At 60.1% G+C, this 13,924-nt stretch carries 12 protein-coding genes and 1 riboswitch; of the genes, 10 read left to right on the forward strand and 2 right to left on the reverse strand.

All coding sequences use genetic code 11. The annotated features are described in order from the left end of the window. Positions 1-3: 3 nt before the first annotated feature. The gene (gene waaA / locus ACP7E4_RS21585) at positions 4-1,281 is read left to right on the forward strand and encodes a lipid IV(A) 3-deoxy-D-manno-octulosonic acid transferase (protein ID WP_426117650.1); all 1,278 of its coding nucleotides are present in this window, start codon (positions 4-6) and stop codon (positions 1,279-1,281) included. A 274-nt stretch (positions 1,282-1,555) separates the two neighbouring features. Here the strand turns inward: waaA and ACP7E4_RS21590 are convergent, their stop codons facing one another. Then, positions 1,556-2,995, reverse strand: a complete 1,440-nt coding sequence (locus ACP7E4_RS21590) for a TolC family outer membrane protein (protein ID WP_426117649.1) — start codon at positions 2,993-2,995, stop codon at positions 1,556-1,558. A gap of 158 nt (positions 2,996-3,153) precedes the next feature. Continuing rightward, positions 3,154-3,258: riboswitch (TPP riboswitch) on the forward strand. A 155-nt stretch (positions 3,259-3,413) separates the two neighbouring features. On the opposite strand from ACP7E4_RS21590, the gene thiC reads away from it, so the two are divergent. After that, on the forward strand, positions 3,414-5,303 hold the full coding sequence (gene thiC, locus ACP7E4_RS21595) for a phosphomethylpyrimidine synthase ThiC (RefSeq protein ID WP_426117648.1): 1,890 nt from the start codon (positions 3,414-3,416) through the stop codon (positions 5,301-5,303). Positions 5,304-5,459: 156 nt separating this feature from the next. Further along, positions 5,460-6,749, forward strand: coding sequence for a putative hydroxymethylpyrimidine transporter CytX (gene cytX / locus ACP7E4_RS21600; protein WP_426117647.1), 1,290 nt, complete (start codon positions 5,460-5,462; stop codon positions 6,747-6,749). Here cytX and ACP7E4_RS21605 read toward each other — a convergent pair. After that, the gene (locus ACP7E4_RS21605; protein ID WP_426117646.1) at positions 6,718-7,464 is read right to left on the reverse strand and encodes an RsiV family protein; all 747 of its coding nucleotides are present in this window, start codon (positions 7,462-7,464) and stop codon (positions 6,718-6,720) included. The genes cytX and ACP7E4_RS21605 overlap by 32 nt on opposite strands. Before the next feature lie 220 nt (positions 7,465-7,684). Here ACP7E4_RS21605 and ACP7E4_RS21610 point away from each other — a divergent pair, with 220 nt between their 5' ends. The 7 genes from ACP7E4_RS21610 to ACP7E4_RS21640 all read left to right on the forward strand — a co-directional run bounded on the left by ACP7E4_RS21610 (position 7,685) and on the right by ACP7E4_RS21640 (position 13,914). After that, entirely contained in the window at positions 7,685-8,302 is a 618-nt protein-coding gene (locus ACP7E4_RS21610) for an NUDIX domain-containing protein (RefSeq protein ID WP_331149110.1), read from the forward strand. Continuing rightward, positions 8,293-8,745 carry a DUF1249 domain-containing protein gene (locus tag ACP7E4_RS21615; RefSeq protein ID WP_065833909.1) on the forward strand — a complete coding sequence of 151 codons (453 nt, stop codon included), beginning with the start codon at positions 8,293-8,295 and terminating at the stop codon, positions 8,743-8,745. The genes ACP7E4_RS21610 and ACP7E4_RS21615 overlap by 10 nt, the downstream gene beginning before the upstream one ends. A gap of 98 nt (positions 8,746-8,843) precedes the next feature. Beyond that, a complete protein-coding gene (cpdA, locus tag ACP7E4_RS21620; RefSeq protein ID WP_426117645.1) occupies positions 8,844-9,653 on the forward strand; it encodes a 3',5'-cyclic-AMP phosphodiesterase in 810 nt (269 codons plus the stop codon). A 96-nt stretch (positions 9,654-9,749) separates the two neighbouring features. Further along, the gene (locus ACP7E4_RS21625; protein ID WP_426117644.1) at positions 9,750-10,367 is read left to right on the forward strand and encodes a YqiA/YcfP family alpha/beta fold hydrolase; all 618 of its coding nucleotides are present in this window, start codon (positions 9,750-9,752) and stop codon (positions 10,365-10,367) included. Between the two features lie 144 nt (positions 10,368-10,511). Beyond that, on the forward strand, positions 10,512-12,416 hold the full coding sequence (gene parE / locus ACP7E4_RS21630; protein ID WP_426117643.1) for a DNA topoisomerase IV subunit B: 1,905 nt from the start codon (positions 10,512-10,514) through the stop codon (positions 12,414-12,416). Then, positions 12,416-13,396, forward strand: coding sequence for an esterase-like activity of phytase family protein (locus ACP7E4_RS21635; RefSeq protein ID WP_426117642.1), 981 nt, complete (start codon positions 12,416-12,418; stop codon positions 13,394-13,396). The genes parE and ACP7E4_RS21635 overlap by 1 nt, the downstream gene beginning before the upstream one ends. After that, positions 13,393-13,914: a retropepsin-like aspartic protease family protein gene (locus ACP7E4_RS21640; RefSeq protein ID WP_426117641.1), complete on the forward strand. Its 522-nt coding sequence runs from the start codon at positions 13,393-13,395 to the stop codon at positions 13,912-13,914. Before ACP7E4_RS21635 ends, ACP7E4_RS21640 begins: the two co-directional genes overlap by 4 nt. Positions 13,915-13,924 lie beyond the last annotated feature (10 nt).

The raw sequence follows: 13,924 nt of genomic DNA on the forward strand, positions 1-13,924 counted from the left end.
CCCATGAATAAAACTCTATATACCCTGCTGTTTCATCTCGGCCTGCCGCTGGTGGCCTTGCGACTGTGGCTGCGCGCGCGCAAGGCGCCGGCTTACCGCCAGCGGATCGGTGAACGATTCGCCTTCGGCCTGCCACCGATGCAGCCAGGCGGGATTTGGGTGCATGCGGTATCCGTGGGTGAAAGCATCGCTGCGGCACCGATGATTCGCGCGCTGCTGGCGCGTTACCCGCAGTTGCCGATCACCGTGACCTGCATGACGCCCACCGGATCGGAGCGGATCAAGGCAATGTTCGCGGGCGAGCCACGCATTCAGCATTGCTACCTGCCCTACGATTTACCTTGGGCGGCCGGGCGCTTTCTCGATCATGTGCGGCCAGTGCTGGGCATCATCATGGAGACCGAGCTGTGGCCCAATCACATCAATCAGTGCGCCAAACGTGGCATTGCGGTGGTGTTGGCCAACGCGCGTTTGTCAGAGCGTTCAGCGCGGGGCTACGGAAAATTCGCCAGACTGACCCGGCCGATGCTGGCGCAAATGAGCTGGATCGCCGTGCAGACCGAGGCTGAAGCCCAGCGTTTTCGGGATCTGGGCGCGCGTGCCGAATGCGTGGCGGTGACCGGTTCGATCAAGTTCGACCTGAGCATTGATCCGCAGCTGCTCAAAGACGCCGCAGAGCTGCGCGAGCAATGGCAGACGACGCAACGTCCGGTATGGATCGCGGCCAGTACTCATGCTGGCGAAGATGAAAGCGTGTTGTCCGCCCATCGGCAGTTGTTGGCGAGCCATCCTGACGCGTTGCTGATTGTGGTGCCGCGCCATCCCGAGCGTTTTGCCAGCGTGCATGACTTGTGTGTGCAGCAAGGTTTTGCGACGGTTCGGCGTTCTACGCAGCAACCGGTCAGCGCGCAAACGTCGGTGTTGCTGGGCGATACCATGGGCGAGCTGCTGTTTCTTTATGCGCTGGCTGATATCGCCTTTGTCGGCGGCAGCCTGGTGCCCAATGGCGGTCATAACCTGCTGGAACCTGCGGCGCTGGCCAAGCCGGTGTTGAGCGGCCCGCACCTGTTCAACTTCCTGGAAATCGCTGCGTTGCTGCGCAATGCCGGGGCGTTGACGGAAGTATCCGACGCCGCGAGCCTGTCCGCCGCCGTGCAGCGCCTGTTCGATCAGCCGCAACAGGCGCGCAGCATGAGCGATGCCGGGTTGCAGGTGATGAAAGCCAATCAAGGCGCTTTGCAGCGGTTGCTGGACGGGATTGCAAGGTTGGTTAAAAAATAATTGATATTGCCGGCTTCTATCACTGTGGGAGATTCGGTGTTTGAGGGCAACCCACAGACTCCGCAGATGTGGTGTCTGCACCGACGCCTTCCCGGATAAATCCGGTCCCACGGGATGACCGCATTTCACCTGTGGGAGCAAGCTTGCTTGCGAAGGCAATATTTCAGGCAGGGAAGGTTGATGGGCTTCACCGGCCTCTTCGCGAGCAAGCTCGGCTCCCGCCAGGGTGTGGTGACCGCGATGGCGATGTATCAGATATCAGAGACGTTGAAGCTCACCGCTCCGCCGGCCTTTCAAAATTCTTGCGCGCAGCCGCTGCCAGATCCGGCGGCAGGAAGTCCTTGTCCGGGTTGTAATCCGGTTTGAGGTAGCGCGACAAATCCTGCAAGTCGCCAGGATTCAAGGTGCCTGCCGCCTGTTTCAAACGCAGGTTGTCGAGGATGTAGTCGTAGCGCGTGTTGTTGTAGTCGCGCACCGAGGCATACAGCTGGCGTTGCGCGTCCAGCACATCGACGATATTGCGTGTGCCGACCTGATAGCCGATTTCCGTGGCTTCCAGCGCGCTTTGGTTGGAGATGATCGACTGCTTGCGCGCCTGGACCTGCTCGACGTCGGTGTTCACCGCGCGGTGCAGGTTGCGGGTGTTTTCCACCACCTGACGGCGCAGTCCTTCGCGACGTTGTTCGCTCTGGCTCAGGCGTGAATAGGCTTCGCGCACCTGTGAGCTGGTCAGTCCGCCGCTGTAGATCGGAATATTCAGCTGCACGCCAATGCTGCGTTGTTCCACATCGCCGCTGTAGCTCTGTCCGGTGTAGTTCGGGTTGCTGAAGCCCAGCGCATCGTTGTCGCCACGCTTGTAGGTCGCCACCGCATCCAGCGTCGGAGCGTGTCCGGCCTTGCGCTGGCGCAGGGTTTCTTCGGCTGCGTTGACGGCGTAGTTACTGGCCAGCAGATTCAGGTTCTGCTGCGCGGCAGTGTCGACCCAGGCCTTGGCGTCATTGGGCGTCGGCGCGAGCACCGGCAACGTATGGACGATGCCTTCGATAGCGTTGTATTCGCGATTGGTCAGCGTTCCCAGAGCCTGAAACGCATCGTCCACCTGACGCCGGGCGATGATCCGGTTGGCCCGCGCGGTGTCGTAACTGGCCTGGGCTTGCAGCACGTCGGTCTTGTCCGACAGGCCGACGTCGAAGCGCTCATTGGCTTGATCCAGCTGACGTTTGAACGCGGCTTCTTCAGCTTTGGTCGAGGCCAGATTGTCCTGGGCGCGCAGCACAGTGAAATAATCCTCGGCGCTTTGCAGGATCAGGTTCTGTTCCGTGGCCGAGAGTTCCAGCGCGGCTTGTTCGTTGACTGCTTCAGCGGCCTGCAACTGGAACCAGCGGTCGGCACGGAAGATCGGCTGGCTGAGTGTTGCCTGATACACCGTACCGCTGCGGGTCGCAGTGATATTGGGCTGGTTGATGCTGGTGCGAGTGTTGTTCACATCGGCTCCGGCCGACAGATTGGGCAGCAAACCGGCGCGCGCCTGCGGCACGATCTCCTTGCGGGCGGCGTAATCAGCGCGGGCAGCCGCCAGATCGGCGTTGTTGTTGACCGCTTCCTGATACACATTGACCAGTCCGGTTTTGGTCGGAAGAGGCAAGTCCGCTGCCCAGGCCACTGCGTTGCACGTACACGACACGGCGATGGCCAATGAAAGTTTGCGCAGCATGAGGCATTCCCTGTTGGTAATTGTTCTGCAGGTTCGCAAGTCAAACCAGCCTGCGAGTGTAGAGGCTGGCCTCGTTTGCAACAATCCGGCATATCAGCCATTTATCGAGCGTTTGAAAACGGGCTTGGTAATCCGGGCGCGTCCCGACTAGACTGGCGACGTTCTTGTCGGGGTGCCTTGTTTAGAGGCTGAGATCGGTTAATCCGGATCCCGTTGAACCTGATCAGGTTAGCGCCTGCGTAGGGAACAAGATTTCTCGTCTCCCGGCGAGTCCTCTTGAGTGTCGTCCGGGGTCGTTGGTTCAGCATGAACCGCAACACCTTCGCTCGACACTCAGCACCGCTCCAGGTGCGTCTTCTCGTTTTCAGGTTCGCTCCGACAATTAATCCGCCGCTGGATGATGTCAGGAGAGCCCGTGATGAGTACAAATCTAAAAAACGCCGCCAATTTGAGTGAATCCGCCCAGGTCGACTCCGGATCGGTGCAGCCGTTTACCCGCTCGCAAAAAATCTACGTCGAGGGCTCGCGCCCTGACATCCGCGTGCCGATGCGCGAAGTCCATCTGGACGTGACGCCGACTGACTTCGGCGGCGAAATCAATGCGCCGGTGACCGTGTACGACACGTCCGGCCCGTACACCGATCCCAATGTCGTCATCGACGTGCGCAAAGGTCTGGCCGACGTTCGCTCGCCCTGGATCGACTCGCGCAATGACACCGAGCGCCTGCCGGGCCTGAGTTCCAGCTTCGGCCAGCAGCGTCTTGGCGATGCCGAGTTGACGCGTCTGCGTTTCGCCCATGTGCGCAATCCGCGTCGGGCCAAGGCGGGCGCCAACGTCAGCCAGATGCACTATGCGCGTCAGGGGATCATTACCGCCGAGATGGAATACGTCGCCATCCGCGAAAACATGAAGTTGCAGGAAGCCCGCGCCGCTGGCCTGCTGACCCAGCAACACGCCGGTCACAGCTTCGGCGCCAGTGTGCCGAAAGAAATCACCGCTGAATTCGTCCGCGAAGAAATCGCCCGCGGTCGCGCGATCATCCCGGCCAACATCAACCACACCGAACTTGAGCCGATGATCATCGGCCGCAACTTTCTGGTGAAGATCAACGGCAACATCGGCAACAGCGCGCTGGGTTCCTCCATCGAAGAAGAAGTTGCCAAGCTGACCTGGGGCATTCGCTGGGGTTCGGACACGGTCATGGACTTGTCCACCGGCAAACACATTCACGAAACCCGCGAATGGATCATCCGTAACTCGCCGGTGCCAATCGGTACCGTGCCGATTTATCAGGCCCTGGAAAAAGTCGGCGGCGCGGCCGAAGACCTGACCTGGGAGCTGTTTCGCGACACGCTCATCGAACAGGCCGAGCAAGGCGTCGATTACTTCACCATCCACGCCGGTGTGCTGCTGCGCTACGTGCCGCTGACTGCCAAGCGCGTGACCGGCATCGTCAGCCGTGGCGGTTCGATCATGGCCAAGTGGTGCCTGGCGCATCACCAGGAAAACTTCCTCTACACGCATTTCGAAGACATCTGCGAAATCATGAAAGCCTACGACGTCAGCTTCTCGCTGGGCGATGGCTTGCGTCCGGGCTCGATTGCCGACGCCAACGATGCTGCGCAGTTCGGCGAGCTGGAAACCCTCGGCGAGCTGACCAAGATCGCCTGGAAACACGACGTGCAGACCATGATCGAAGGCCCCGGCCACGTGCCGATGCAGCTGATCAAAGAGAACATGGACAAGCAGCTGGAATGCTGTGACGAGGCGCCGTTCTACACCCTCGGTCCGCTGACCACCGACATCGCGCCGGGTTACGACCACATCACGTCCGGCATCGGCGCGGCGATGATCGGCTGGTTCGGTTGCGCCATGCTGTGTTACGTCACGCCGAAGGAACACTTGGGCCTGCCGAATAAGGATGACGTGAAGACCGGGATCATCACCTACAAGATCGCCGCTCACGCCGCCGACCTCGCCAAAGGCCATCCCGGTGCGCAGATTCGCGACAATGCGTTGAGCAAGGCGCGTTTCGAGTTCCGTTGGGAAGACCAGTTCAACCTCGGCCTGGATCCGGACACCGCGCGTTCGTATCACGACGAAACCCTGCCCAAGGACTCGGCCAAGGTCGCGCATTTCTGCTCCATGTGCGGCCCGAAATTCTGCTCGATGAAAATCACCCAGGAAGTTCGCGAATACGCGGCCAATCAGCGGATTGAGACGGTGGATGCGGACGTTGCCAAGGGTTTGGCGGAACAGGCTGAGCGCTTCAAGCAGGAAGGTAGTCAGCTTTACAAGAAGGTTTGATTGCTGAAAACCAGGGTTCCTGTGGGACCGGCTTTAGCCGGGAAGGGGACGGCACTGGCGATGAACCTGCTTCGCCAGGAATGCCGCTTTCCCGGCTGAAGCCGGTCCCACGGTTTCGTCGATTCTATAACTGATGTTTTTCCCCGAGATAACAAAGTGAACACCCCCAGCACCTATTCACCCGATATCCCCGTTCCCCAAGGCAAGCGTGTCTTCGGTGGGCGGGATTTGTTTTCCCTGTGGTTTTCCCTCGGCATCGGCCTGATGGTCCTGCAGACCGGGGCCTTGCTGGCGCCGGGGCTGGGCATGGCGGGTTCGCTGCTGGCGATTTTCCTTGGCACGCTGGTCGGCGTTTTGCTGCTGGCGGCCGTTGGCGTCATTGGCAGCGACACCGGTCTGTCGTCCATGGCTGCGCTCAAACTCAGCCTGGGCAGCAAAGGTGCGTCGTTGCCGGCAGTTCTGAACCTGCTGCAATTGGTGGGTTGGGGCTCGTTTGAAATCATCGTCATGCGCGACGCAGCGAGTCTGCTCGGCGCGCGGGCTTTCGGTGAAGGTGCTGTGCTGACCAGCCCGCTGCTGTGGACGCTGGTCTTCGGCACGCTTGCCACTTTGCTGGCAGTCAGCGGTCCGTTGACCTTCGTGCGGCAGATCTTGCGCAAATGGGGCATCTGGCTGTTGTTGGCGGCCTGTATCTGGCTGACCTGGAATTTGTTCACCAAGGCCGATCTGTCCGCGCTGTGGTCCCGAGCCGGGGATGGCTCGCTGCCGTTTGCGGTGGGCTTTGATATCGCTATTGCCATGCCATTGTCGTGGTTGCCGCTGATTGCCGACTACTCGCGCTTCGGCAAACGCGCGAAAAACGTGTTCGGCGGTACGGCGCTGGGCTTTTTTATCGGCAACTTCTGGCTGATGAGCCTGGGCGTTGCGTACACGCTGGCGTTCGCACCGAGCGGCGAAGTCAATGCGCTGCTGCTGGCGCTGGCCGGGGCTGGCCTGGGGATTCCGCTGTTGCTGATTCTGCTCGATGAGTCGGAAAACGCCTTTGCCGATATTCACTCGGCGGCGGTATCCAGCGGGATGTTAGTGCGTGTGAAGGTTGAACACCTGGCGTTGGCCATTGGCGTGATCTGCACGCTGATCGCCTGTTTTGCACCGCTGGCGCAGTACCAGAACTTCCTGCTGCTGATCGGCTCGGTGTTCGCGCCGCTGTTCGGCGTGGTGCTGGTGGATCACTTTATTCTGCGTGGGCGCAGCAGTCAGGTTGCAGCAGTCGGTTTTCGCTGGCTGACGCTTCTGGCCTGGCTGGGCGGGGTCAGCACGTATCATTTGCTGGCCAATCTGTATCCGGATGTTGGTGCAACACTGCCAGCGATCATCGTCGCTGGCGTGTTGCAATTGCTGTTGGGGAAAACCCTCAACCGCGGCCGGGGAACAGTTCCGGCTTGAGGATGCCATTGAGCTGCGGATAAGGAATCTTCAGCTCGATGTGGCCCATGGAGTAGGGCGCGATGGTCGTCACCGGATACTTGAGGATCATCGCGCCATAGGTCAGGGCGATGTTCGGCGTTTTCTTGAACGGCCAGGTTTTGATGAACTCGGCATCTTCGTTCATCTTGGTCGAGACCAACCAACCCTGGTGCGACAGCTCGGCTTTCTGCCAGAACTCGCTTTCCTTGCCGGGAATGATCATGTCGGCAAGAGTCAACACGCGCTGTTGTGGCCGCGAATAGTTGATAAACGCCCGACCTGGCTCGCCGTGGGCGCCGCCGCCCTCGAGATAACTCGACAGCTCGATCACCACGATACCGTCATGCTGCTCGCGTACCTTGGCTTGCAGATAGCTGGCGTTGTGGCCTTCGGTGTCGCGCAGGTATTGCTCCTGATACGCCTTGAGCGTCGGTGCGACGGGTGCGCCTGAATCGGTGCGCGTCAGTTGCAGCAGGGTTTTCTGCACGATGGCATCGAGTTTCGGCTCGTCGGCAAAATGCACGGTGTCGATATTGACCAGCGGGCATTCAGCCGTGGTGCAGCCCGGCTTGATCAGCTCGGAAGCGTCGCGCTGGACTTGCAGCGGGGCACGGTAGTTAGGTTGGAACAGACTCTGGCAAGCGCCCAGCATCAAGGCCAGGCAAGCCAGTGAAGCGATCCTCAGTAACGACATGTTGATCCTTTGCGATGGCAATTAAGGCGGCTACGTTGTTCGTATGCAGCCTGCTTGGACTGCAAACAGGCCCATCGGTTCGCCGCTTGGCGGATTAGAGTTCGTTTCGCTACCGCGCGTCTACCCTGCATATTTGAGGGGGCTGCGACGCGGCTTGTGTTGAAACGGCATCAGACTCTAGGATGGCACGAAGCCAAAGATTGCCTTAAGCGAGAACTGTATGACTGAATCGACCCGATCAACCCCGACGGCTTATGAAATTACCCAGCGCGATAACTGCTTCCAGGGTTTCTACAAACTGGACAAGCTGTTCCTTCGCCATGAGCTGTTCGCTGGCGGGATGAGCAAGCAGATCAGTCGCGAACTTTTCGTGCGCCACGACGCCGTTTGCGTGCTGCCATACGACGCCAAACGCGACGAAGTGGTCCTGATCGAACAGTTCCGGGTAGGTGCCGTGGAGAAAACCGGCAACCCGTGGCTGATCGAATTGGTGGCGGGTCTGATCGACAAGGCCGAGGAACCGGAAGAGGTTGCCCACCGCGAAGCAGAAGAGGAAGCTGGACTGGTCTTCAGTGCGTTGTGGCCCATCACCAAATACTTTCCTTCGCCCGGCGGCAGCGATGAATTCGTTCATCTTTACCTGGGTCGTTGCGAAAGTGAGGGCGCCGGGGGATTGCACGGACTGGAGGAGGAAGGTGAAGATATCCGCGTGACGGTCTGGGCATTGGACGATGCGCTGCAAGCCGTACGCGACGGAACAATCAAGAACGCTTCGACGATCATTGCCTTGCAATGGTTGGCGTTGAATCGCATTGAAGTCAGGGGGTTATGGTCGTGAATCTTGTGCGCGAGCGCTATCGAGTTGATCTGGTGGGCCTGCAAGCGGCCTGCGAGGCCAACTATGCGCGCTTGATGCGATTGCTGCCGGACATGCGCAACGAGCAACGCTCGCGGCGCGTGGCTGTCACTCAGGGCGACCAGATGCTGGGCGTACTTGCCGTTGAAGTGCTGCTTGACTGCCCGTACACCACCACGTTGCAGGTCCGCCAGGAACATAGCCTGCCGTGGCTGCCGGTGCCAAAACTGGAAGTGCAGGTCTACCACGACGCACGCATGGCCGAAGTCATCGGCGCCGAACACGCCCGCCGCTTTCGCGGCATCTACCCGTACCCCAACGCCGACATGCACCAACCCGACGAAAAGGCCCAGCTCAACCTGTTCCTCGGCGAATGGCTCAGCCATTGCCTGGCGTGCGGGCATGAGTTTGAAGCGGTGCGCTAAGCGATGTCGGCACATTTGTGATCCAGGCCCGTCTTGCGGGTTTACCCGCCTTCATCGTCGCCACATAATCGCGCTGAATCCGCTCAAGGAGACGGCCTTTGCCGCGCCCATCCGAAAACAGTTCTTCGGTCCTGATGGTCCAGCTGTCCGACAGCCATTTGTTCGCCTCGGCGGACGGCACGCTGCTGGGCATGAAAACCCGTGACAGCCTGCAAAGGGTCATCGAACAGGTGTTGGCTGAGCAGTCGCAGGTTGATCTGGTGGTTGCCAGTGGCGATGTCTCGCAAGACGGCAGCGTTGAGTCCTACGAAGCGTTTCGGCAGTTGAGTGGGCAGATTCAGGCACCCAAACGCTGGTTTCCCGGCAATCACGATGAATCCCTGGAAATGCAGCAGGCGGCGCAACACAGTGATTTGCTCGACCCCATCATTGATGTCGGCAACTGGCGCGTTACGTTGCTGGATTCGTCGGTGCCCGGCTCGGTGCCCGGTTTGCTCCGGGACAGCCAATTGCAGCTGCTGGCGCAGTCGTTGCGCGCGGCGCCCGAGCGGCATCACCTGATTTGCCTGCACCACAATCCGGTACCGATTGGTTGCGCATGGATGGACCCGATTGGTTTGCGCAATCCAGACGCGCTGTTTGCGGTGCTTGAGGGTTTCCCACAAGTGCGCGCGGTGCTCTGGGGACATGTGCATCAGGAATACGATCAGCTGCGTGGCCATATTCGCTTGCTGGCCTCGCCATCGACCTGCATCCAGTTCGCGCCGGGCAGCACGGACTTCAAGGTCGATACCGCCGCGCCGGGTTACCGCTGGTTGCGTCTGCATGATGACGGACGGCTTGAAACCGGGGTTTCCCGGGTGGTTGGCATGCAATTCGAGGTTGATTATGGTGGCGACGGTTATTGACCATTTCACCTGGAAACACCTGCGCACGAGTCTTCTGACGCTAGTCCCTGTAAACTGCGCGGCTTTGCACGGCTCAGTGTTCCAGGAGGGGACAACGTGAACAGCGAAAAACCCACACTGTTGTATATCCATGGCCTGAACAGCTCGGCTCAGTCGAAGAAAGCCAGCCAGTTGATCGCCTTGATGCAGTCACTTGGCTTGAGCGAGCAATTGCGCGTGCCGGAACTGCATCATCATCCGCGCGAAGCCATGCTCCAGCTGGAATCCGCTGTTGCGGCACTGGGTCGGCCGCTGCTGGTCGGCAGCTCGCTCGGCGGCTACTATGCGACTCACCTGGCGCAGCGCCATGGACTGAAGGCCGTGCTGATCAATCCGGCGGTCAATCCGCACCAGTTATTCGACGGATTTGTCGGCACTCAGCAGAATCTTTACACCGGCGAAACCTGGGAATTGACTCACGATCACGTTGTGGCCCTGAGCGAGCTGGAAGTCCCCGCGCCGCAAGACCCGCAGCGTTTTCAGGTCTGGCTGCAAACGGGCGATGAAACCCTGGATTACCGCCGTGCCGAGGCGTTTTATCGCGCTTGCGCCCTGCGCATCCAGGCCGGTGGCGACCACAGTTACCAGGGTTTTGCCGCACAATTGCCCGCGCTGTTGAGTTTTGCCGGGTTCGCGCCTGAATTGTTGCAGGCGATTGATGTTTCGAAGTTGTAACCGGCTTCATGACACCGTGGGACCGGCTTCAGCCGGGAAAGCTGTGTTCCAGGCACTGCAGTTACAGGGATATGACGACCTCTTCCCGGCTAAAGCCGGTCCCACAGCGACCGAAATTTAATGCACAACTGATGACGAGACCCCATGGCCACTCCCAGCGCTAGCTCTTATAACGCCGACGCCATCGAAGTCCTCTCGGGCCTCGACCCGGTTCGCAAGCGGCCGGGCATGTACACCGATACTTCGCGGCCGAACCACCTTGCCCAGGAAGTCATCGACAACAGCGTCGACGAAGCCCTGGCCGGTCATGCGAAGTCGGTGCAGGTCATCCTGCACGCCGATAACTCCCTGGAAGTGTCCGATGACGGGCGTGGCATGCCGGTGGACATTCACCCGGAAGAAGGCGTATCCGGTGTCGAGCTGATCTTGACCAAGCTCCACGCGGGCGGCAAATTCTCCAACAAGAACTACCAGTTCTCCGGCGGCCTGCACGGCGTGGGTATTTCGGTGGTCAACGCGCTGTCGACCTTGGTCAAGGTTCGGGTCAAGCGTGATGGCAATGAATACGAAATGACCTTCGCCGATGGCTATAAAGCTTCGGAGCTGGCGGTTGTCGGCACGGTCGGCAAGCGCAATACCGGCACCAGCGTGTACTTCGCGCCGGACCCGAAGTATTTCGACACGCCGAAATTCTCGGTCAGCCGCCTCAAGCATGTGCTCAAGGCCAAGGCGGTATTGTGTCCGGGCCTGCTGGTCAGTTTTGAAGACAAGGCTTCAGACGAGAAAGTCGAGTGGCACTACGAAGACGGCCTGCGTTCGTACCTGCAGGATTCGGTCAGCGATTTCCTGCGCCTGCCGGACGAGCCGTTCTGCGGCAGTTTTGCCGGTAATAAAGAAGCCATTGACTGGGCCTTGTTGTGGTTGCCGGAAGGCGGCGACAGCGTGCAGGAAAGCTACGTCAACCTGATCCCGACCCAACAAGGCGGCACTCACGTCAACGGTTTGCGTCAGGGCCTGCTGGATGCGATGCGCGATTTCTGCGAATACCGCAACTTGCTGCCGCGAGGGGTGAAACTCGCTCCGGAAGACGTCTGGGAACGCATTGCCTTCGTCCTGTCGATGAAGATGCAGGAGCCGCAATTCTCCGGCCAGACCAAAGAGCGACTGTCTTCCCGTGAAGCGGCGGCGTTTGTGTCCGGCGTGGTCAAGGATGCGTTCAGCTTGTGGCTCAATGCCAACTCCGAGCTTGGCGTGCAACTGGCCGAGCTGGCGATCAACAACGCCGGTCGCCGCCTCAAGGCCAGCAAGAAAGTCGAGCGCAAGCGCATTACCCAGGGTCCGGCATTGCCGGGCAAGCTGGCGGACTGCGCCGGGCAGGACCCGATGCGTTCCGAGCTGTTCCTGGTGGAAGGTGATTCCGCAGGCGGTTCGGCCAAGCAGGCGCGGGACAAGGAGTTCCAGGCGATCCTGCCGTTGCGCGGCAAGATCCTCAATACCTGGGAAGTCGATGGCGGCGAAGTGCTCGCCAGTCAGGAAGTGCATAACATCGCGGTCGCCATTGGTGTCGATCCGGGCGCGGCGGACATCAGCCAGTTGCGCTACGGCAAGGTCTGCATCCTCGCCGACGCCGACTCCGACGGCCTGCACATTGCGACGCTGCTCTGCGCGCTGTTCGTCCAGCATTTCCGGCCGCTGGTAGATGCTGGCCATGTGTACGTGGCCATGCCGCCGCTGTATCGCATCGATCTGGGCAAGGACATTTATTACGCGCTGGATGAAGCCGAGCGTGACGGGATTCTTGATCGTCTGGTCGCTGAAAAGAAACGCGGCAAGCCGCAGGTCACGCGATTCAAAGGCCTGGGTGAAATGAACCCGCCACAGTTGCGCGAAACCACCATGGACCCGAACACTCGGCGTCTGGTGCAACTGACGCTGGATGATTTCGACGCGACCTCGGAAATGATGGACATGCTGCTGGCCAAGAAGCGCGCCGGTGATCGCAAGTCCTGGCTGGAATCCAAAGGCAACCTGGCCGAGGTTCTGACTTGATGCGAGGCTGGCTTGCCGGTCTGTTATTGATGGTTGCTGTACCGGCTTCGGCAGTCCCGCTGGAAGAGCTGACCCTGGTTTCCGAGCATCCGGTCGATGGCATGGTCGGCGGCAATCTGTCCGGTCTGGCTGTCTGTGGCGGCCAGTTGTGGACGGTTTCCGACCGTGATGATGACGTGCTGTACAGCCTGGATGTAGCCGCCACCGTCTGGCAAGCGCAGGCCAATGCACTGCAAATCCCGCCGGTTCCCGAAAGCTATTTGCCGGGTACGTTGCAGTCGATGGCCAAGGTGTCTGCCCTGGTTCGTGGCGGCAGCCTGGACTTTGAAGGCGTGACCTGTGACGCAGCGGGCAATCGCTATCTGGTCAGCGAAGCGTTCGCGTTGGTCCTCAAGGTGCCAGCACAAGGTGCGCCGGTCTGGCTGGACTTGCCCGCCGCAGCGGTGGAGCAGGCTCGCGCCAAAGGCATGTTGCAGCACTTCAACGGTATTTTTGAAGGCATAGCGATCAACCCGGCCGGAGACCGGCTATGGCTGGCGGCCGAGCGCGAGCAGCGCGGCTTGCTGGTTGTCAGCCGGGAAAACGACACTTGGCAGTGCAAGGGCAGCTGCGTATTGCGCACTGAACCGGGCAAAGACGTGCTGCCGACACAAGTGGGCGGCAAAACGGTTTCCCGGGATTTTTCCGACCTGTCGCTGTTCGACGGCAAGCTGTACGCGCTGGAACGCTCGGCCTATCGCATTTGTCGACGCACGCTGGAAACTGGCAAGACCGAGCGCTGCTGGTCGTTTGCCAGGGAAGCGTTGCGGCCTGATCGCCTTTATAGTCAACGTTATGGCCTGACCGAGGCGCTGGTGGTTGATGCAACCGGGGCGTGGGTCGGCACCGACAACAATTTTGGCGAGCGCGCCGATGGCGAAAAGCGCCCGGTGGTATGGCGTTTCGCAGCCCCCAAAGGTGGCTGGAGTGAGAAACGATGAGTCAACAGCCACCCGGCAAGCGTGCGGGCAAGGTGTTGATGTTGCTGGCGTGGGGCGCCGGGCTGTTTCTGGCGACGCGTTATTTTGGCGAGTGGGAGCAGCGTCAGGAAAACCCTAACGCGGTGGTCACTTCGCAACACGGCAACGGTTATATAGAAGTGCAGCTGGTGGGCAACCGTCAGGGGCATTTCGTCAGCACGGGCAAGATCAATGGTCGAAGCGTGCAATTTTTGCTGGATACCGGCGCCACCGACGTGGCAATTCCGGGCAAGGTGGCGGACATCTTGCAACTGCCGCGAGGCGTGCCGTTGGTGGTGAGTACCGCAAACGGGCGTACCGAAGGCTTTCGAACTTCGCTGGAGCGCCTGCAAATCGGCGATATCGTCCTGCACAATGTGCGCGCCCTGGTGGTGCCCGGGCTGGACGGTGAGCAAGTGCTGCTGGGCATGAGCGCTATGAAACAACTTGAATTCACCCAGCGCGGCGGCAATATGCTGCTGCGCCAGACGACGAAATAATGAGGCCCGC

This window comes from Pseudomonas sp. DSP3-2-3, assembly GCF_049898225.1.
In the GTDB taxonomy this organism is placed as follows: domain Bacteria; phylum Pseudomonadota; class Gammaproteobacteria; order Pseudomonadales; family Pseudomonadaceae; genus Aquipseudomonas.